15 protein-coding genes, 1 tRNA gene and 2 pseudogenes are annotated in these 19,090 nt (G+C 61.8%); 8 read left to right on the top strand and 10 right to left on the bottom strand.

The annotated features are described in order from the left end of the window. The first annotated feature begins 80 nt into the window (after positions 1-80). Positions 81-941 (top strand): L,D-transpeptidase, encoded by an 861-nt coding sequence (locus ACVWY5_RS04485; protein WP_028333156.1) that lies wholly within the window; start codon positions 81-83, stop codon positions 939-941. A gap of 1,352 nt (positions 942-2,293) precedes the next feature. Here ACVWY5_RS04485 and ACVWY5_RS04490 read toward each other — a convergent pair. The 5 genes from ACVWY5_RS04490 to ACVWY5_RS04510 all read right to left on the bottom strand — a co-directional run bounded on the left by ACVWY5_RS04490 (position 2,294) and on the right by ACVWY5_RS04510 (position 7,886). Next, a complete protein-coding gene (locus tag ACVWY5_RS04490; protein WP_028333157.1) occupies positions 2,294-3,103 on the bottom strand; it encodes a phosphotransferase in 810 nt (269 codons plus the stop codon). A 337-nt stretch (positions 3,104-3,440) separates the two neighbouring features. Then, a complete protein-coding gene (locus ACVWY5_RS04495) occupies positions 3,441-4,460 on the bottom strand; it encodes a hypothetical protein (protein ID WP_321176631.1) in 1,020 nt (339 codons plus the stop codon). 436 nt (positions 4,461-4,896) lie between these two features. Beyond that, positions 4,897-5,304: a hypothetical protein gene (locus ACVWY5_RS04500; protein WP_028333159.1), complete on the bottom strand. Its 408-nt coding sequence runs from the start codon at positions 5,302-5,304 to the stop codon at positions 4,897-4,899. 449 nt (positions 5,305-5,753) lie between these two features. Continuing rightward, positions 5,754-6,650 carry an RNA polymerase sigma factor RpoH gene (rpoH, locus tag ACVWY5_RS04505; RefSeq protein WP_024581019.1) on the bottom strand — a complete coding sequence of 299 codons (897 nt, stop codon included), beginning with the start codon at positions 6,648-6,650 and terminating at the stop codon, positions 5,754-5,756. A gap of 216 nt (positions 6,651-6,866) precedes the next feature. Continuing rightward, complete coding sequence (locus tag ACVWY5_RS04510) at positions 6,867-7,886, bottom strand: RluA family pseudouridine synthase (protein WP_283089496.1); 1,020 nt, start codon at positions 7,884-7,886, stop codon at positions 6,867-6,869. 21 nt (positions 7,887-7,907) lie between these two features. Here ACVWY5_RS04510 and ACVWY5_RS04515 point away from each other — a divergent pair, with 21 nt between their 5' ends. The 3 genes from ACVWY5_RS04515 (at position 7,908) to ACVWY5_RS04525 (ending at position 10,870) form a co-directional block, all read left to right on the top strand. Continuing rightward, complete coding sequence (locus ACVWY5_RS04515) at positions 7,908-8,243, top strand: hypothetical protein (RefSeq protein WP_028333161.1); 336 nt, start codon at positions 7,908-7,910, stop codon at positions 8,241-8,243. A 126-nt stretch (positions 8,244-8,369) separates the two neighbouring features. Beyond that, positions 8,370-9,017 carry a Rieske (2Fe-2S) protein gene (locus ACVWY5_RS04520; RefSeq protein ID WP_028333162.1) on the top strand — a complete coding sequence of 216 codons (648 nt, stop codon included), beginning with the start codon at positions 8,370-8,372 and terminating at the stop codon, positions 9,015-9,017. A gap of 122 nt (positions 9,018-9,139) precedes the next feature. Next, positions 9,140-10,870, top strand: coding sequence for a methanol/ethanol family PQQ-dependent dehydrogenase (locus tag ACVWY5_RS04525; RefSeq protein ID WP_028333163.1), 1,731 nt, complete (start codon positions 9,140-9,142; stop codon positions 10,868-10,870). Positions 10,871-11,044: 174 nt separating this feature from the next. On the opposite strand, the gene ACVWY5_RS04530 is transcribed toward ACVWY5_RS04525, so the two are convergent. From ACVWY5_RS04530 to ACVWY5_RS04540, 3 genes are all read right to left on the bottom strand, one after another. After that, positions 11,045-11,317: a hypothetical protein gene (locus tag ACVWY5_RS04530; RefSeq protein ID WP_028333164.1), complete on the bottom strand. Its 273-nt coding sequence runs from the start codon at positions 11,315-11,317 to the stop codon at positions 11,045-11,047. A 61-nt stretch (positions 11,318-11,378) separates the two neighbouring features. Next, the gene (locus ACVWY5_RS04535; protein ID WP_028333165.1) at positions 11,379-13,694 is read right to left on the bottom strand and encodes a molybdopterin cofactor-binding domain-containing protein; all 2,316 of its coding nucleotides are present in this window, start codon (positions 13,692-13,694) and stop codon (positions 11,379-11,381) included. Between the two features lies 1 nt (position 13,695). Further along, complete coding sequence (locus tag ACVWY5_RS04540) at positions 13,696-14,148, bottom strand: (2Fe-2S)-binding protein (protein WP_028333166.1); 453 nt, start codon at positions 14,146-14,148, stop codon at positions 13,696-13,698. Positions 14,149-14,730: 582 nt separating this feature from the next. Between ACVWY5_RS04540 and ACVWY5_RS04545 the strand changes: the two genes are divergently transcribed. Next, positions 14,731-14,805, top strand: a tRNA-Glu gene (locus tag ACVWY5_RS04545). Between the two features lie 189 nt (positions 14,806-14,994). Here the strand turns inward: ACVWY5_RS04545 and ACVWY5_RS04550 are convergent. Then, a pseudogene (locus ACVWY5_RS04550) lies at positions 14,995-15,924 on the bottom strand (tyrosine-type recombinase/integrase); the annotation flags it as partial. Further along, complete coding sequence (locus ACVWY5_RS04555) at positions 15,881-16,189, bottom strand: helix-turn-helix transcriptional regulator (RefSeq protein WP_310885476.1); 309 nt, start codon at positions 16,187-16,189, stop codon at positions 15,881-15,883. The gene ACVWY5_RS04555 and the pseudogene ACVWY5_RS04550, both read right to left, overlap by 44 nt. Positions 16,190-17,113: 924 nt before the next feature. On the opposite strand from ACVWY5_RS04555, the gene ACVWY5_RS04560 reads away from it, so the two are divergent. From ACVWY5_RS04560 to ACVWY5_RS04570, 3 genes and pseudogenes are all read left to right on the top strand, one after another. Then, the gene (locus ACVWY5_RS04560; protein WP_431016650.1) at positions 17,114-17,782 is read left to right on the top strand and encodes a transposase; all 669 of its coding nucleotides are present in this window, start codon (positions 17,114-17,116) and stop codon (positions 17,780-17,782) included. Positions 17,783-18,309: 527 nt separating this feature from the next. Continuing rightward, the gene (locus ACVWY5_RS04565) at positions 18,310-18,651 is read left to right on the top strand and encodes a GH12 family glycosyl hydrolase domain-containing protein (RefSeq protein ID WP_028333169.1); all 342 of its coding nucleotides are present in this window, start codon (positions 18,310-18,312) and stop codon (positions 18,649-18,651) included. 25 nt (positions 18,652-18,676) lie between these two features. Next, positions 18,677-18,893 (top strand): annotated as a pseudogene (locus ACVWY5_RS04570) (IS5/IS1182 family transposase); the annotation flags it as partial. Positions 18,894-19,090: the final 197 nt, after the last annotated feature.

The raw sequence follows: 19,090 nt of genomic DNA on the forward strand, positions 1-19,090 counted from the left end.
TCCAGCTTGAGCGACATCGCTTCGAAGCTTGTTAAAATTTGCCGGATACCCCTTCCGGGCATAGCGATCAGGGGAGAGGTATGGGTAAGCGAGCCAAACGTGGAAAGACCGAGACGCTCGCGCTACCGGTGGCCGGAAGAGTTGCAATCGGCGCAGTAGCCGCTGCCGCATTGGGGTACGGTTTGCTGTCGCGCCCGGCGAGCGTCCAACCGATACGGAAGCAAGCCGCGCACCAGGCCCCGGCGCCATCGACTCCTATTCACGTAGCGGCACCGGTTCAGGTTCCAGCGCAAGCTCCGGTTCCAATCCCGGTCCCCGCGCCCCGGATCGAAACACCAAACGTCGCTGACGCTCCCGGAAAATTTGTTCGGCAGGTGGTTGACTACGTCAGTCACCAGCCGCCGGGCACCGTCGTCATCGATACCGGAAACACATTCCTCTATCTCGTTCTGAACGGCGGGCAGGCGGTGCGCTACGGCATCGGTGTCGGCCGCGAAGGTTTCACATGGTCCGGTGAACAGGTCGTGGCCCGCAAGACAGAATGGCCGGACTGGCGTCCGCCGGCAGAGATGATTTCGCGCCAGCCTTATCTGCCGCGGTTCATGGCGGGCGGCCCCGGCAATCCGCTCGGTGCCCGGGCGATGTATCTGGGCGATACCGAATACAGAATTCACGGCACCAACAAGCCCGATACGATCGGGAAGCGGGTTTCGTCCGGCTGCATCCGGCTGACCAATGACGACGTCATGGACCTCTATGATCGGGTGAAAGTCGGCGCGAAAGTGATCGTGCTTCCGGCACAAGCCGCCCATCGACCATTCCCGGGCGCGCCGCCCGACGCTGCCGTCTCATCGCAGGAACCGGCGTCGCCGTCGAGCCGGCCCTCGGCAGCCAACGCGCAACCGCAGTCATCTCGACCGAAGATGGCCGACGCCCAGTAACTCAATTCCTCTGTCCCAGATCTACAACTTGAGAAGCAGCCCCTGATCAAAATGGGCTAGGTGGCCGCACCGGAACTTGCGGCATGCCAGGCGTCGGTGCGCTGTATGAGACCGTATGATCGCGTGCGTGGGGCATTGGTAGTAGCGCGCTGCAGCAACAGCGGTTTCTTGTGGATCAAATTCGGGAAAGTCGTAGCGTCGTGAGTAGAGGCTGTGCCGCTACAGCCTTCCAGCCCCGGCAGCCCCAGCTCACCCCCTGAGCTGGGGCTTGCCCGTTCCTCGTTCGATGGTCGATCGAGATGGATGACGTCGAGTACGGCCTGATAGGTCTAGCGATCGTTTTATTCGTCGTCGGCGGGGGCGCTCTTCTGCTCGGATGATCAGCGCTACAACCCCCACACCATCGCGATGGCCAAGAGCACCAGCATGCCTTATCGCATGGTCGAGGTGTGGTGGAACGTCGGCCAAATCCGCACGACTGAGCACATCGTAAATCGGCAAATGCCCGCGGCAATTGCCATCCCGAACTAGTCCTAACCAACAGACGGGCAGGCAAATCGCGTGCGCAAAAGTAGTAGCGCGCCGCAGCATTGCGGTTGGCAGTGGATAGAAACTGGGAAAAAGGCGCAATGTAGCGTCGTGGGCGGAGGGCGGCCGCCACAGCCTCCGAAGCCGCGTCAGTTCCAGCTCAATCCGCCTTCCAGCTGGGCGCACCGGACGGGGAGGGAGATCTCATGAAGGCAGCGCTCTTGGCATTATCGCTCGTTGGTCAGCCGCCCGTACAAATTTCAGACAGTGTTCCCAACTTCGATATCAACGCGCTTTGCGCGGACGTTTCCGTTGACGATAAAGCGTCGGGACTTCCCCAGGACGCGAGTAAGTGCGTGAGTGACGAGGCGGTTGCGCGGCAGCAGCTAAACTCGATCTGGCTAACTGTCCCGGCAGGACCGCGAGAAAGTTGCGAACTCGAGGCGGGGTCAGGGCAAGTACAAAGCTATGTCGAACTCCTCATTTGCTTGAAAATGATTGACTGGGACTCGCCATCGACAGTGCCCTCTCAGAGGCCCAAGCAAGGTTCGAAAACGCCAGGCAATTGAGCGCCGTTCGAAGAATTGCGGTTGAAAGAGGCCGCCAGCTGAGGCGGCGGTAGGTCAGTTTGAGAACTGCCCCCCGAGAGATTTTCCTTGGTTAAATAACGATGTTTACCAGCTAGGACGGAACGGCCCTATTCTTGGGCTGTGAAGCGTACGGAGAGGTCACCATCATGTTGGCCGATCAAACGCACGGACCGGCAAAATGAAATGGCTCCGATCTGGCGGCCAGACCGGAGCCATACGCGCGACCAAGACAATTCAGTCTTCCGAGCGCAGGGCCGCCTCGACGCGCTGGATCAGCCGCTCCCGCATCTCAGGCATGGCCCCGCCGAGCAGGAGGAAGACGCGGACGATCGGCAAATAGGGCTGCATCGCCGCCGTCAACGCCGCAGGGGCTATGCCGGCCAGCCGCGCATACTCCGCCTGCAGAACCGAATTGACCGTGGCCCGCTCCGGATCGTCGGCATGTTCCGGGGCAAGCTCGGCAATCAGGACATGGCACTGTGCAATCTCATAGGCGGCGGGCGCACGAGCCGCGCCGAGCCAGTCGATCAGTCTCGGACCCTGCGCCGTCATGATCACGTTGCCGGGGTGAAGGTCGGAATGGCACAGCACGTCATCGGGCGCGAGGTGCTCGATCAGCGCGAGGACGCCGGTGGTGATGCGCTCCGGAAGCACGCTGCCGCCGAACCGCAATCTGGCGTCCATCGCCTCGCGCAGCGAGAGTGCGTCCGGCGGCGGTCGCGTCTTGTGGACGGCACGGCAGAGCGTCGCAAGGATTGCGCCCGCTTGTTCACGCGTGATGGCGCCGGTGCGCGTAGCCTGCGTCAGGGTCGGCCCATCGAACCGCGGCAGCACGATGCCAAAGCGGCCGTCCAGGGTGACTTCGCCGAGCACCTCCGGCGCTGGACCGCCGGCGGCGAAGACCGCGCGGGTCATTTGCGCCTCGTGCCGGACGACCCACTGCGGGATACCTGGCCTGGACAATTTGACGACCTGACCGGGTGCCCAGGCGTGGACATCAGCGAAGACGCCTTGGCCGATCTTTTCCCCCAGCGATCCCTGCATGCCCGTTCTCCGCCGTGCAGAGGAAACACCGGCGGCGAGCAAAAAGAAACCCCTCCGTCGCGGGGCCGCCGGACACCATGATCGCCTTGTAACCTGCAGAGACCTTCGTCCACTCCGCAAACTGCGACATCAAAGAGCATCGCATGCTGCGATGTCGCACGTGGTTCAGCCCTGCCAACGTAGCCGGTTAAACCGGTACGATGCCTGCTCACCGTCTTCTGCTGTGGATCAGAACTTGGCGAGCACCCGGCTGGTCAACCGTTCGTGGAGCGGCACCAAACCGTGGCTCGAAATTCTCTGCGCTAGCGGCAAGGCTTTGGGAGTCTCGTCCGAGCCTTCAGCTCGGTTCAATCCAATGGGAAGGATTCGAGACGTACATGGTTCCTCGCGTCAAGAAAGCGGACAATTCAAGTCCCACACCTAAAAACGGCAAGTCGAGCACAATGACGCCCGAGCCCTTGGCTGCCTCGAATCCTCCGTACAGCGTGTGGAGTGCATTTCTCACGTTCTGAAGCAAGCCAATAGCCGTAAAGGTGTTTCGCGTATTCAGCGCGGGTGCCACGTACCTGCCGTTTTTCAAGCCATCGATGAAGTACTTGCTGTTGTGGATCGATTGCAGTGCCGATTTCGAGATCAGCTTTTCGGTAAATGCGACATTGACGCCCCAGTCATTCAGGGGTTCACGGTGCAACTCATATGGAACACTGAAACCAAAGCCGATAACAGCAACGGCCCCTCCGCTGCCTCCAAGACCAAGTCCCCACCGGCTGCTAATAATCTGGAGATCGAAGGTCTCCAAATCTCCCAGGTTCACGACGTACGCGGTCGTGCTCTCGATGCCGCCGATTAACAACTGTCCGCCGGACTTAACGCCGAAGCCAAGCCAACGCTTGAAGAATTTGCGTTCCTCCGGATAAAATTGAGGTTTCGATTGAGGCGGCGGTGGCGGCGGTGGCGGTGGTGGATTTGGCTTAGTCCAGACTGAGATGATCACACCGCGCCAGCTTTCGTTTTCCACCCCGTCCATTTCACCTGCATACTTGGCCGCGCGTTCCCCTTTCGCCACCTCGAGCGCAACTTTGAAATTGTTGGGCACTTGCTTGCGAAGCAAATCAATTACGGCCCGCAGCCTATTATGCGACAATTCCATGTTGAAATCGTCGCTGCCGGTACGACTTGCAAGTCCTATAATTGTAAGGCTTCCTCCGCTCCTCAATTTTGGAGCGACGACACTGATCAGCCAGTTGGAATGTTCCGGCTTTATGGCGAACTTGCCGACTTCAAAGTTGAATAACTTCGCCGCAATCGTATCCGGTGCCTGCGATCCGTACTCCTGGATTTTTCCGGGTGATGCCATGCTGACTATCTCCCAACGGAGAGACCGACTGCGGAACGGGTAGAACCCGGATTGAAATATCCGCGTATCAATGGGTCGCTTTGGAGTTTATGCCGGTTCATCGTCGCCCTCGGATTTCCCGTCAGCGACTTGAAGGGTGCCGTCGAAGTCGGTGAAGGCGAAGCCATAAGACACTCCGTGGTTTTCGGCGGAATGAGCGTACGGCGGCTTGGGTTTCATCGCGATGTCGCGGCATAGCGCGGCAGTGGGCGAGCAGGGCCACGTACTCCATTAAAATCCAGGACGCCTGCTTTCGGGGACGAAGCGGAAACCCGATCCGAGTTCGGGGATATCGCGTTCTGACCCGAAGCGGTCCGGCACGCGGATGGCGCGTCGTCGCGCGCGCCATCCGCTCCTACAATCTATCTCTTGCTATCCCTTGCGAAGAAAAAAGAGCCTAGGCCTTCAGGTCCGTGATCCGCATGATCGCGACCACATTCCCATCGTTGTACGCCTGCTCTTTTGTTTCCTTGTTACAGGTCCAGACAAAATTCTTCTTGCCGGTAAAGGTCTTTCCCTCCTGTTCAAGCCGAAGCTCCCCTTCAGTGATATGGCAGATCATGGCATTCATCATCGGGGGGCCCATGGTCTTCGATCCCGGCTGCATAATGACATCGCGCATTGAGACCGTCTTAAATCCTGGGATCAGGGATGGTGTCTCGCCTTCATATTCACGCACCACGACACCTGGCCAAGGTGCCGTATCCTTGTAGCCCGTGGCTTGAGCCGCGGCGGGCTTGATCATGGCAGTCGAAACCGCTGCCAATGCGATTCCCAGTGCGGACCTTCGATCGACCTTCCTCATCGCTTTTCTCCCGACGTTACCGAACGAGCGGCCGCAAATGCAGCGCGCAAGGTTCGTGGTGAACGGTGGTGCGAAACCGAAAAAAGAACGGCCTCTAAGAGAGCGTGCCTGCCGATAGCACCAGTGCTGCTCGTTTGCCCGGACGGTGATTTCGGCACGTCCCGCTTCAAGGGCCGTGACATTCTACGCCACCTGACGCATCCGGGGAACAGGTGGCGTTGCACGAAGACACTGCAGCCTGTCGGGAAGGTCCGAAACTGGCCCGTTAGCCGACATGACCGAGTGCGCCTCGCGTGTCCGCACCCGAGGGCTGATGCGGACATTCGTCGGCAGGCGGATTGATGGCGACACGCCCCGGATCGAGGTGCGTGCCGAGGACCACTTTGCAAACAACAAAAAAGCCGGCGTTGCCGCCGGCTTTCGTGTCTGTTGGCTTTATCGCTGCGCGATCAGTGCGCGGCTTCGAGCGCGGCTTCCTGCCGGGCGATCGTGCCCTTGACGGCCGACTGCACCTTCTCGAACGCGCGGACCTCGATCTGCCGCACGCGCTCGCGCGACACGCCGAACTCGGCGGCGAGATCTTCCAGCGTCATCGGCTCATCCGCCAGACGCCGCGCCTCGAAGATGCGGCGTTCGCGCGGGTTGAGCACGCCGATCGCACCGTTCAGGGCCTGGCGGCGATGATCGAACTCCTCGCTCTCGGCCATCAGGGCTTCGGCGTTGGGCGAGTTGTCGACCAGCCAGTCCTGCCATTCGCCGGCTTCGCCGTCGTCGCGGATCGGGGCGTTGAGCGACGCGTCACCGCCGAGGCGGCGGTTCATGTCGATCACGTCCTGGTCGGTCACGCCGAGGCGCTTGGCAATCAGCTTGACCTGGTCGGGGTGGAGATCACCCTCTTCCAGGGCGGAGATCTTGCTCTTCGCCTTGCGCAGGTTGAAGAAGAGCTTCTTCTGGTTCGCGGTGGTGCCCATCTTCACGAGCGACCAGGAACGCAGAATGTACTCTTGTATTGACGCCTTGATCCACCACATGGCGTAAGTGGCGAGACGGAAGCCCTTCTCGGGCTCGAATCGCTTCACCGCCTGCATCAGGCCGACATTGCCTTCCGAGACGACCTCGGAGATCGGCAAGCCGTAGCCGCGATAGCCCATGGCGATCTTGGCCACGAGCCTGAGATGGCTGGTGACGAGCTTATGCGCCGCGTCGCGATCGTCATGCTCGCGCCAACGCTTGGCGAGCATGTACTCCTGCTGGGGTTCCAGCATCGGGAACTTGCGGATCTCGGCGAGGTATCGAGAGAGGCCGGATTCTCCATTGAGGACCGGCAACGTAGCTGTACGGGCCATTTGAGCGCCCTCCAGTGGTTCAGGCCCCCGATAGCGGCGGGCCCGGCAGGTGGCCGCTGGGTTAAAGCCGGCCATGCTGCGATGTTCCGCGCTGGATATTCAGCGCAGGTGCAACATACACCAAACTGTCCGTGATAGGGAAGGATTGCTGACGTCACGTCCCCGTGTGGCAGGTATAACCTGTTGTCATAACGCGGCTTTTCCGGAAGGGGTGCGTCATACCGCCGCTTCCAGCGCCCGTTGCAGGAGAAGCAGGTCCTCCGGCAAGGGCGCTTCCCAGTGCAAAAATTCCCCGGTCCGGGGGTGCTCCAATGCCAGCAGATAGGCGTGGAGGGCCTGCCGGCCGAGGGCGGTGAGTGTGTCCTTACCTTCCGCGCCGAGCTGCCCGGCCTTGGTCTTGAAGTGGGCGCCGTAAACGCTGTCGCCGAGCAGCGGATGGCCGAGATGGGCAAGGTGCACGCGGATCTGATGGGTCCGCCCGGTCTCGAGCCGGCACGCCAAGAGCGAGGCGACCGGCTTGCCGTCGCGGCCGGCAAAGCTCGAGAGCACCTCGAAATGGGTGATCGCCTCGCGGCCGCCCTGGCGCACCGCCATCTTCTCGCGGGCGTGCGGGTGGCGATCGATCGGCGCGTCGATCGTGCCGTGGGGCCGGTTCGGCACGCCCCAGACGAACGCCATGTAGCCGCGCTCCATGGGGCCGGTGCGGCCATGGTCGGCGAACTGCGCGGTCAGCGACTGATGGGCCTGGTCGTTCTTGGCGACCACCATCAGTCCGGTGGTGTCCTTGTCGAGGCGGTGCACGATGCCCGGCCGCTTGACCCCGCCGATGCCCGACAGGCTCGAGCCGCAATGCGCGATCAGCGCGTTGACCAGCGTTCCGCTGGCGTGGCCGGCGGCGGGATGCACGACGAGACCCCTCGGCTTGTCGATGACGATGATGTCGTCATCCTCGAACACGATATCGAGCGCGATGTCCTCGCCCTGCGGCTCGGCGGGCGCGGCCTCCGGTACGTCGATTATGATCGTATCGCCCTTGGCGACATGATAAGCGGGGTCGCGGACGACGGCGTCCTTGACGGTCACGGAACCGGCGAGGATCAGCGCCTTCAGCCGGGACCGCGACAGTTCGGGACTGCGCTGCGCGAGCACGCGGTCGAGCCGGGCCGAGCCCTCGTCGCCGGCGACGACGACCTCCAGCTTCCGACCGCCATTCGAAGAGACTTGTTGCGAAGACACTTGCAAAGATAGAGCCTTGTGATGACCGACACCGCTGTGACCGAACCGACCCCCGACCAGGCCGCGCTGATCGCGCGGGTGCGGCGCATGATGCTGATCGCGGGCCTGACCTCGGCACTGGCCGTGGCCGTCGTATTGATTGCCATCGGCTACCGCCTTTATCGCAGCGAGGGAAGCCCCGTTTCCGTTTCCGACGTCACTGCTGCGCTGCCGAAAGGCGCGCGCATCGTCGCCACCGGCGTCGCCGGCGAACGATTGGTCCTCACGCTTGATGTGGGCGGTGCAACAGAGATCCGCACATTTGATGCAAAGACGCTGAAACCTGTCGGCAGGCTGAGCTTCGTCAACGAGCCCTGATCGCAGCGATCGCGAAGCCGGGCAGTCGATCAACCGAAAGCTGCAGCGTATTTTTTGCGCATGCATTCGCGCATCGAGAAGGTGTGCCGCCATCTTTTCGGCCGAGTTGCACGTTCAGCTTGCGCCATGTCGCGATCCAACCCCAGCGCTTCCATCGAACAGTCTGGTGAGTCCGATGTATCGGGCTCGTGCGCCGACCCGACGCGCCGCGCGGTGTTGACCGCGCTCGCGAGCTGCGCCTGTCTCGCCGCGATCGAGCCTGCGGCCGCCGACGATGACGAACAGCCCGGCGCCAATGAGCGGCCGCAAAAAGCCGATCGGCTCGTGCGCGCCGAGGGCGACAAGGCCGGCCAGGTCATCAAGTCGGAAGATCTGACCTTGGGCGGCCCGCCCATTCGCGCCTGGCCGCAGGACCCGAACACCTCGGTCGTCCGCAAGGGCTCGCGGCTGAACGAGGTCGTGCTGGTCAAGCTCGATCCGAACGAACTCGACGATGCCACGCGCGCCCGCGCCCCTGACGGCATCGTCTGCTACTCGGTCGTTTGCACGCATGCCGGATGTCCGATCACCGCCTGGTTGAAGGAAGAGCAGGGCGACAAGAACGTCCTGAAATGCCTCTGTCACAACTCCGAATACGATCCGCGGCAGAATGCGCAGGTCGTGTTCGGGCCGGCGCCACGTCGCCTCGCGGCATTGCCGCTGACGGTTGCCGACGGCGCGATCACGGTCGCAGCGCCATTCGTCGGAAAGGTGGGTGCTCAGCAGGGAGGATGAGGCCACATCGGGATTTCTGCACGACCTAAAGCATGATCCGGAAAAGTGCGATGCGGTTTTCCGAAAAGATCATGCTCAAAATAAAATTGAAAAATCAAAACAGAGCAGGGAGGTAGCATCTCATGACAAGCAAGCAGTGGTTACTGTCGAGTTGTGTCGCATTCACGTGCCTCATTTCGACCTATGCCGTCGCGGGGCCGATCGAAAACTACAGTTCGGTGACCTCAGCGCGTCTCGAAAATCCCGAACCCGGCAACTGGATGCTGTATCGCCGGACCTATGACGGACAGGGGTACAGTCCGCTCAACCAGATCAACACCTCCAACGTCAAGAACCTCAAGCCGGTCTGGACCTTCTCGACCGGCGTCATCGAGGGCCATGAGGCGCCGCCGATCGTCAACAATGGCGTGATGTTCGCCGCGACCCCGATGGGGCAGGTGATCGCGCTCAACGCCAAGACCGGCGAGGAGTACTGGCGCTACAAGCGGCAGCTTCCCGACGATCTGTTCCAACTGCATCCGACCAGCCGTGGCGTCGGCCTGTGGCAGGACAAGGTCTACTTCGCCACCACCGACGACCATGTCGTCGCGCTCGATGCCAAGACCGGCAAGGTGGTCTGGGACACCAAGGTCCAGGACTACAAGAAGGGTCAATACCTGACGCTGATGCCGCTGGTGGTCGACGGCAAGGTGATCGTCGGTGGCTCCGGCGGCGAGTTCGGCGTGCGCGGCTATGTGGTCGCCTACGATGCCGAGAGCGGCAAGGAGCTCTGGCGCACCTTCACCATCCCCGGCGAGGGCGAGCCCGGGCACGAGACCTGGAGCGGCGACGACTGGAAGTCGGGCGGCGGATCGGCCTGGATGACCGGCACCTACGACAAGGACAACAAGACGATCCTCTGGGGCGTCGGCAACGCTGCGCCGTGGCCGGGCTCGGCTCACGCCGGCGACAACCTCTACACCAGCTCGGTGATCGGTCTCGATCCCGAGACCGGCAAGATCAAGAAGCACTTCCAGTATCACCAGAACGATTCCTGGGACTGGGACGAGGTCGACGCGCCGATGCTGGTCGACCTGCAGCGTGACGGACGGTCGTTCAAGAGCCTGATCCACCCGGGACGCGACGCGATCTTCTGGATACTCGAGAACAAGCCCGACAAGATCAACTACGTGTCCGGCTGGCCGTTCGTGAAGACCAATGTCTGGAAGGGCATCGAGGCCGAGACCGGCCGGCCGATCGTCGATCCCGAGCACAAGCCGGTGATCGGCAAGCGGGTCGAGTTCTGCCCGTCGCTGTGGGGCGGCAAGGATTGGCCGTCGGCGGCGTACAGCCAGAGCACCAAGCTCGTCTACGTTCCCGCCAACGAGAACTTCTGCGGCGGCTTCACCGGCGAGAAGCAGCCGCTGGTACCCGGCCAGCTCTGGCTCGGCACCAAGCCGGAGGACATCGGACTGACGCCGGCGCCGAACGCCGATCATTTCGGCGAGTTGCAGGCGTGGGATCCGGCCACCGGCAAGAAGGTCTGGCAGCACGACTTCAAGACCTCGCAGCTGTTCGGCTCGGTGACGGCGACCGCGGGCGACCTGGTTCTCGCCGGCGGCACCAACGACCGGATGTTCCGCATCTTCAACGCCAAGACCGGCGAGCTGTTGTGGGAGCAGAAGACCAACTCCGGCATCATGGCGATGCCGATGTCCTATGAGGTCGACGGAACGCAATACATCGCGGTCCAGTCGGGTTGGGGCGTCGACGCGCAACGCATCCAGGATGCTCTGGCCGGCAAGGTCAAGGGCTTCGAGAACAACGTCCCGCAAGGCGGCGTGATCTGGGTGTTCGCGCTCGACAAGAAGTAAGCCACGTGATCCGAGCTTCGGTCCTGATTGAAGGACCGAAGCTCCGGCTCTCATGACGCGTTTTCTGCAAGCGAAACGGTGTTCGTTCGTTCGAAAACGCTTCTTACCAATAGGGGGCGATGCGATCGGGAAGCGGCGGATGGGGAGACCGCCGCTTCCCGGTCCGCGCTTGCGCTATTTGCCCTTGGTGTCGACCTTCCGCTTCTCGTCGTCGTTCATCTGCTTGATCGTGGGATCGCGGCTGGCCTCGCCGGTGGTCTGGCCGGTGGTCGCTGGCGGGCCGCTGCTTGGAACCGAGTTCTGGTCGGGCAGCACCCGCGCCGGACGCGTCGCCGTTGCGTTTGGCGGCGAGGCGGTTTGTGCGAGTGCAGCCTGTGTCGCAAAAAGAAAGACGCCCGCGGACAAGGCTGCCGCGAGCGTCCCGAATGTCTGAGGCGGGGTTCTCATCGATCTGCTTCCTCTAAAGCGCGATCGATGAGAACGGCCCGTCTCGTCTAACGTTCCAGCGTCAGGTCTCCAGCTGCTTGCCGATCGGAAGGGCGCGGATGCGCTTTCCGGTCGCGGCAAAGATCGCGTTGATCAGTGCCGGCGCGAACGGCGGCACGCCGGGCTCGCCGACGCCGCTCGGCGGGGTGTCGGCGCCGGGCGGCACGATGTGGACGTTGGTGATCGCAGGCGACTCGTCCATCCGGATCACCGGGAAGTCGTCGAAATTGCCCTGCTGCACCTTGCCGTCCTTGAAGCTGATCTCGCCGTATTTGGCGAGGCTCAGTCCCATGATCGCAGCGCCCTCGATCTGCGAGTGGATCCGTTCCGGATTGACATAGGTGCCGCAATCGATCGCGGTGTCGACCCGCGGCACCGAGAACTTGCCCTTGTCGTCGACCGCCACCTCGACGATGGTCGCGATGTAGCTGACGAACGAGCGGTGCACCGCGATGCCAAGGCCGTGGCCCTTCGGCACCTTGCGGCCCCACTCGCCCTTCTCGGCGACCAGCTCGACCACCTTGCGCAAGCGCGCGGTGTCGATCGGGTAGCTGTCATAGGGCTCGCCGTAGTTCCAGGGATCCTTCACCGAGGACAGGTTGACGATCCGCGGGCTTCCGATCAGCTCCAGCAGCATCTCCTTCTGGTCGCGGCCCGTCGCATGCGCGATTTCCCCGACCATGGATTGTACCGCGAAGGCGCGCGGGATGTTGGAGACCGAGCGGAACCAGCCGATCCGCGTGAACGCGGCCGCTTCCGGATTCTCGCACTGCAGGTTGGCGATCTCGAACGGGTTGTCGATCAGGCCCATGCCGAGTTCGAACGGCGCTTCGTGATTGGCGCCGGCGGCGAAGGTCGAGGCGATGGTCGGCGCCACGCTGCGGTGCCGCCACGCAATCACCTTGCCGCTCTTGTCGAGACCGGCCTCGATCCGTTCCACCGAGACGGTGTGCAGGAAGTCGTGATGCACGTCGTCCTCACGCGTCCACTGCACCTTGACCGGCGCGCCGAGCTCCTTCGACAGCAATGCCGCCTCGAGCGCGAAGTCGCATTTCGACTTGCGGCCGAAGCCGCCGCCGAGCAGCGTCACGTTGACGGTGACATTGTCCTCGGGGATGCCGAGCGTCTTGGCGACATCCTCGCGGGTGCCGCCGGGGCTCTGCACCGGCGCCCAGATCGTGGCCTTGTCGCCCTTGACGTCGGCCACCGCGACCGGCGGCTCCATGCTGACATGGGCGAGATGCGGCAGATAGTATTCGCCCGTTATCACCTTGTCGGCGCTCTTCAAGGCCGCATCGACGTCGCCTTCCTTGCGCACCACGAGGCCGGGCTTGCGCGCGGCTTCCTCGAGCGAGGCACGATAGGTGACGGAGTCGTATTTGGCGTTGGCGCCGTCGTCCCAGACGATCTTCAGCGCGTCGCGGCCCTTGATCGCGGCGCCGGTGTTGCGCGCGATCACGGCCACGCCGCCGAGCGGCTGGAACTTGGACGGCCACGGCCAGCCCTTCACCTCCATCACCTTCTCGACGCCCGGCACCTTCTTGGCCGCGCTGTCGTCGAACGACTTGAGCTTGCCGCCGGTGACCGGCGGACGCGCGATCACGGCGTATTTCAGGCCGGGCAGGCGGACATCGGCGCCGTAATGCGCCTTGCCGGTGGTGATGTCGTGCAGGTCGACGATCGAGACCTGGCCCTTGCCGAGATAGCGGAAGTCCTTGGGGTCCTTCAGCTTGAGGCCCTCGACGCTGGGCACCGACTCCTTCGCGGCGTCGGCAGCGAGTTCGCCGAAGCCGGCCTTGCGGCCGCTCGCGCTATGCACCACCTCGTGGTTCTGCGCCTTCACCTCGGTGACCGGCACGCCCCATCTCTTGGCGGCGGCGGCTTCCAGCATCGAGCGCGCCGAGGCGCCGATCTGGCGCATCGGAATCAGATAGTGCCGCGTGCTGCGCGAGCCGTCGGTGTCCTGGTTGCCGAACTTGACCTCGTCGCCATGCGCCTGCTGGACATGGACGCGCGACCAGTCGGCCTCCATCTCCTCGGCGACGATCAAGGGCAGGCTGGTGCGCACGCCGGTGCCCATCTCGGAGCGGTGCGCCAGGATGGTGACGATGCCGTCGGGGGCAATCGCGACGAACACGCGCGGGTCGACCACGACGCCGTGCGGCATCTTGCCGGCACCGGTCTCATAGGCGAACGCCTGGCGCGTCATCACGGGGGCGGCGAGCACGAAAGAGCCGGCGATGCCGAGCCCCTTGAGGATGCTGCGGCGCGAAACGTTCTCGACCTTCACGTGCTTCTCGAAGCCGCGAAGCTTGCTGGGGTTGGTGCGGATATTCATGTCACACCCCCGTCGATGCGAGATGGACGGCATTCTCGATCCGCTGGTAGCAGCCGCAGCGGCAGATATTGCCCGCCATGGCTTCGCGGATCTGGTCGTGGCTTGGCTTCGGGTTCTGGTCCAGCAGCGCCGCGGCCTGCATGATCTGGCCGGCCTGGCAGTAGCCGCACTGCGGCACGTTGACCTGGCGCCAGGCCTTCTGCACCGGATGGTCGCCGGTCGGATGCAGCCCCTCGATGGTGGTGACCTCGCGGCCGACGACGTCGGAGACCGAGGTGATGCAGGCGCGGACCGCCTCCTTGTCGACGATCACGGTGCAGGCGCCGCACAGCGCCTGGCCGCAGCCGAACTTGGTACCCGTGAGGCCTGCTTCGTCACGGAGATACCAGAGCAGCGAAAGATCCGGGTCGCCGTCCCAATTCTGTTCCTGGCCGTTGATTTTTAGTTTGATCATGGTCTGTCCTCGCTCTGCTTAAGCTATTGACCTGTGCGGCGCGAGGTGCGGAACGTCTTCCATGGCCTGCGACCGCGCTGATGTTTGTTGTGCCAAGATATTCGTGAGCCAAATCTGCTGTGCGCCAAGGCCGTCAAGCGCTTGCGCTTTGTTCCAAGCACTCCTCTCGCTTGTCCGGCGCCGTGCGGGGCGCAGCATGGTGAAGGGCTGCGATGTTAGCAGAGACGGACGCCGGGTGACTTCACAGCCAAGTGTTTTGCATTGCCATTTGGCGAAAGCAGGGCCGTGCACGACGACGACATGACATCTCAGGGTGGCCATCATGCAATCGCGAGGGCGGTGCCACTGTCGCGTGCAGGTGCGACGCGCTCGGGCAAGGCACGCGCGGCATTGCGCCCGGCACCGTCTTCCCCGGTGCGCAATTGCGCGCCTGAGGGCATCGCGCGGCGATGAACCCGGAATCCAGAGGTATGGCGCCGGATGCCCCCGGGGTTCGTAAAGCATGGCTGACAAAATCCCCGCCGCAATGCACAAGGCATCTTGCGGCCGCCGGATTTCGAGGCTATTGCCTTTCGTCTCAACGCTCCCTTCGTCTAGCGGTTAGGACGCGGCCCTCTCAAGGCTGAAACAGGGGTTCGATTCCCCTAGGGAGCGCCAGCCTCGCACCTTTCGACTTGATTTCCCTTTGGTTTTCGGCGTTTTCCCCAAACCTGCGGAAGTGGTTTGGGGAATCCTGTTCGCGTTGTGTCCTTCAAGTTTGATCACCGCGTCTTCAGCGAGGGCCGCCTGATCAGCCTCCTCCGTGTAGCGCTCAGCTTCAGCTAGCGTCGTGTGTCCGAGGACAGACATGATCATCTTCGCCGTTGCGCCGGCTTCGGCGAGCAAACGTCCGGCGGCTTTCCGTAGACCGTGCGGCTTGCAATCGAGAGGCAGTCCGGCCGTCGAGATAGCGTCGCGCATCCATCCACTGAAACCATCAACCGTGAAGGACTTGCCATAAGCAGTCGTAATGATCACGACGCGTTGCATGTCATATGCGTCGAGCGCCTCGATGGTGTCCCGATGCAACGGGATGAGAAGTTCGCGCCCGGTCTTCTGTTGCTTTATCCTGATCTTGCGTTCTGGCGTGATGTGCGTCTGCGCCATCCTGACTACGTCGGAGCGACGCTGACCCAGATTGAGGAACAGGTGAAACGCAGTGCGCTGCTTGGTGCCGAGCGGCCAGCATTTTTTGAATTGCTCAATTTCGTCGTCGGTCCAGGACCGAATTTTCTTGATCTTAGGCCGCTTGATACCCAATGACGGATCATGCTTCAGCCATCCGATATTGATCGCGTGACGGATCAGTATCCGAAGCTTCTTCAGTGTATCGAGTGCCGCGCCTGGGCGATTCGCATAGGGTTGAAGAATGCCAGTGATGACTCGCTCGCGCGAGAGCCCGGCGATTGTGCGATGACCGTGTTCGACCCGGAGCGTCTCAAGACGGCCATTGTAGCCCGTCTTGCTCGTGTCACGGAGGCCAATGTATTCGGCGCTCTTCATGTAGGAAGCAATAAGCGCCGCGATAGTGCCAGGCGCAGCCGGCACAAACCGATCTCGGACCGGTACAAATTGGCCGAGCAACGCGGCTTGGTACGCCACCATAAATTCTTCGCTCGTGGGATCATTCGGCAAACGAGAGCGAGGTCCTTTGCCACGGCGAAACGATAGATACGTATGGCCTTTGACATGATTACGCTCGACGTGAGGCGGCAGCTTGCGGGGCATCGACATCATTCCACGTGTCGTCTACGCGGGTATTATTGCCATCGGAAGGCAGTTGATCAATGGCGATGTCAAGTTGACGGACATCCCAAGCCCGACGCCGCTCCCCGAGCAATCGTGCTCGGGGCATTTGGCCGTTCTTCACCATCTCATCAAACGTGTTGGGCGACACGCAGACGTAAGCGGCGGCGGCTTCGCGACTGATGAGCCGTGGTGCAAGTGATGGCGGTAGCGCTGTTTGCCGTGGCATCGCGATGCCCTGTGCCAGGCGATCCATTCCGCCGATCTGTAAATCGCAACATGAAGGTGCTTGGCTCGTCCAAGCAAGGGCGCGCGGTCCCATTCCGAAGCCCATGCGTGCAATGGCGCACAAATCGGACGGTAGTACGGGACAATGCGTGTTCAGCCTCAAAATTCTCGTCGATGAATGTCGGGCCTTTGCGAAGGAACAGAAGAGGCTGTCCCGCGAGCAGGTCGGTCAGGCAGGCATGGGTCGCAAGAGCTGAAGTGACGATCAGGAATTGGCTGGCACGATTGGCGGACAGTTGGTCCGCGCTGTGCGTCCTGACAAGCTTTCGCGGATCCTCGCCGAGACCCCAAGAGTTCCACTATGCCGCCAAAGCACCCCAACTGGCTAAACATGGTTGAGATCGAGATGGGCGTTCTCGCCGCAAATGCCTCGATCGGCGCATCGACAGTTTCCCCCGCCTCGTTGCCAGACCACCGGAGAAACGGCGCAATGCTGACCACGCCAGCGTCAAATGGTCGTTACAACCCAAAAGGCTCGCGCAAAAAAGCGCGCACCTATCCACGGCCCTCGGCCAAATCAGGTCGATTTCAACGAATTAAAACCTCTGTGTTGAGGTACTAGTCAGCTTCTCGAAAGCCAACCTTCCTAGAATTCGAAATTGGTCTGGATGCCGATGCCGCCTTTGACTGAACTGGTCACGAACCCAGGGCAACCCGCTGGGCGGATCGGCGACTGGCTTTGCCACTCTTAAGAGCAAGGAGAGCATTATGGATTCCAATCGGATAAACGGTGCCGGCTCGCCAGGTTGCCAAACGGGGTACGTCTGTAGACAGGAGGATCATAATCTATTTGGGCGGGCTGTGAATGAAGCCAGGTCACTGTCTGCCGTGCCTGTACCAGCAAGGGCTCCGATTTGGAGTTCGAGCGCTCCATACGGGAACTTCTCACGCAATGGCTACACTTGGAACAACGACGTGTGGGGAGCGGGCGCTGGGCCTCAGACGATTTCTGCCCCGCGGCAACGTCAACAGCAAGACTTTCCGCGAACGAGTGATGGCGACTCTCGTCAAGGCCGACGAGCTTGGCCTCACATTGAGCGATGGGATCATGCCGTCCCTCGACCTCTACGAGGACCTCTGCAAGCACCTGGCCATTCTGACCCGGCGTGTGGAAGCGGTTTCCAAAGATAACCCGGTCTGCCGGCGGCTGATGACCGCGCCGGGTGTCGGACCGATCATCGCGCTGTCCTTTGTAACAGCCGTCGATAATCCGCTCCGCTTCTCCAACGATGAAGATATCGGTGCCTATTTCGGTCTTACGCCAAAACAGTACCAGTCAGGAGAGACGGATTATCAGGAAGGCATTTCCAGGCTTGGCAACTCCATGACGCGCGTGCACTTGGTTCAGGCCGCCACCGTCTTGCTGTCTTCGAGCAGGAAATGGTCAACACTCAGGGCCTGGGGAATGAAGGTTGCCAAAAGGCGCGGCTTCAACAGAGCGCGCATTGCCGTCGCCCGCAAGTTAGCCATCGTCCTACACCGGATGTGGATAAACGAGCAGGATTTCCGTTGGAGCAACAAGACAGAAGGTAGCGAATTGGCCAGCTCCGCAGCTGCCTGAGGAATCCTTTCGGTTCACGCCGAAAGGTATCTCCGCGAGGAGACGGAAGGGATGGTGACCGCGCAGACCGGGATGGCGGCGATAGCTCATGTTTCTATCGACATGCCGAGCTACCCATGGCGGCACCCTCTTCTGAACGAACCCTATCATGCGGCCAGCTTGACGAAACTGCGCTGATCAGACCGCGAAGAGACCCAGGCTCCCTCGTAGAGATTCTTTAAATCACGCCAGCCGCGACCGGCGTGAATGTTGGGAACGCTTGACCGTCTTAACGGCCAAACCCTGTTTTGCGTCTTGCATATGCAACACTTTGCAGCAGCCCGGCGTGTATGTTTGTCCATCTCCCTTGGCGCGACGCTTTATTATGCGGCTGCCGCCGCAAAGGCCCCTCAGGGCTTCGCCCTCGCGCGCTTCAAAGCCCCTTCCGCCCAGAACGCAAGAAAACTGCCGCCAAGCGAAGGGCGTCAATTTTCTTGCGTTCTGGTTCCCCGCGAAGGGGCTTTCCGCTTGCTACCCCAATCTCGCCGATGGGCAGGGTTGCAGCAGCAGCTGCTGCAACCCTGCAAAGGAAGCGTGACCGATCTCTTGCCAAATCCGCGGCTAGAGACCCGGTCTACACCAACGTCAACGTGGGCGGAGCGACTTGGAATGTTTTTGAAGGCTTCAACGGTCACAAGGTCATCTCGCTCCTGCGTACTTCGAAGACCAACAGCGGGACAGTGGACATCAAGAGTATCCTGCAGTGGATCAAGTCGAAGGGCTACTTCGGCGATATAAACGTTGGTAGCGTTCAATACGGCGTCGAGATCACCTCGTCCCCAGGGGGAATGAACTTCAACTTCAACACCTGGAGCGTGACCTCAAAGTGAAGATCCGCGGGCGGTGAGGTGATTTGAGAGACTTCGGGTGACGCGCGAGGCCGGCACACTATTCAGCCAAGATCAAGCGGGTCACTGTCGACGCCACCGTGCAGCCCGAAGGTCATCAGCTTCCCAACGGACGCTACGCTTTTGCATGCTGCGATCCAGGAGGTGAATCGCATCTGGCGAGGAAGCAAGACGTCAGTCTACGGCAATCCTATTCTCGCGTGGCCAACTGCGCCGGGGTCGTTACCGCGATCGAGGTGACCAGCGGCCCTGGCCCTGACGGTCTGATAATGAGGTGCGAAGCGCGCCGCCAATTCGGATGCCTTGCGGCTTCCGTGCCGCTGCCGACGAAGACGCCCTGCACGATGCTCGGCACGTAGATCGAGATGATGAAGACAACGACGGAGATGCCGCCGATCGTCGCATCGACAATCCCCCCCGG

Source organism: Bradyrhizobium sp. USDA 3256, assembly GCF_054058275.1.

Coding starts and splice junctions, on each gene's coding strand:
- ACVWY5_RS04485 (WP_028333156.1), top strand. CDS start 81: ATGGGTAAGCGAGCCAAACGTGGAAAGACCGAGACGCTCGCGCTACCG.
- ACVWY5_RS04490 (WP_028333157.1), bottom strand. CDS start 3,103: ATGCAGGGATCGCTGGGGGAAAAGATCGGCCAAGGCGTCTTCGCTGAT.
- ACVWY5_RS04495 (WP_321176631.1), bottom strand. CDS start 4,460: ATGGCATCACCCGGAAAAATCCAGGAGTACGGATCGCAGGCACCGGAT.
- ACVWY5_RS04500 (WP_028333159.1), bottom strand. CDS start 5,304: ATGAGGAAGGTCGATCGAAGGTCCGCACTGGGAATCGCATTGGCAGCG.
- rpoH (WP_024581019.1), bottom strand. CDS start 6,650: ATGGCCCGTACAGCTACGTTGCCGGTCCTCAATGGAGAATCCGGCCTC.
- ACVWY5_RS04515 (WP_028333161.1), top strand. CDS start 7,908: ATGACCGACACCGCTGTGACCGAACCGACCCCCGACCAGGCCGCGCTG.
- ACVWY5_RS04520 (WP_028333162.1), top strand. CDS start 8,370: ATGTCGCGATCCAACCCCAGCGCTTCCATCGAACAGTCTGGTGAGTCC.
- ACVWY5_RS04525 (WP_028333163.1), top strand. CDS start 9,140: ATGACAAGCAAGCAGTGGTTACTGTCGAGTTGTGTCGCATTCACGTGC.
- ACVWY5_RS04530 (WP_028333164.1), bottom strand. CDS start 11,317: ATGAGAACCCCGCCTCAGACATTCGGGACGCTCGCGGCAGCCTTGTCC.
- ACVWY5_RS04535 (WP_028333165.1), bottom strand. CDS start 13,694: ATGAATATCCGCACCAACCCCAGCAAGCTTCGCGGCTTCGAGAAGCAC.
- ACVWY5_RS04540 (WP_028333166.1), bottom strand. CDS start 14,148: ATGATCAAACTAAAAATCAACGGCCAGGAACAGAATTGGGACGGCGAC.
- ACVWY5_RS04555 (WP_310885476.1), bottom strand. CDS start 16,189: ATGGATCGCCTGGCACAGGGCATCGCGATGCCACGGCAAACAGCGCTA.
- ACVWY5_RS04560 (WP_431016650.1), top strand. CDS start 17,114: ATGGCTACACTTGGAACAACGACGTGTGGGGAGCGGGCGCTGGGCCTC.
- ACVWY5_RS04565 (WP_028333169.1), top strand. CDS start 18,310: ATGGGCAGGGTTGCAGCAGCAGCTGCTGCAACCCTGCAAAGGAAGCGT.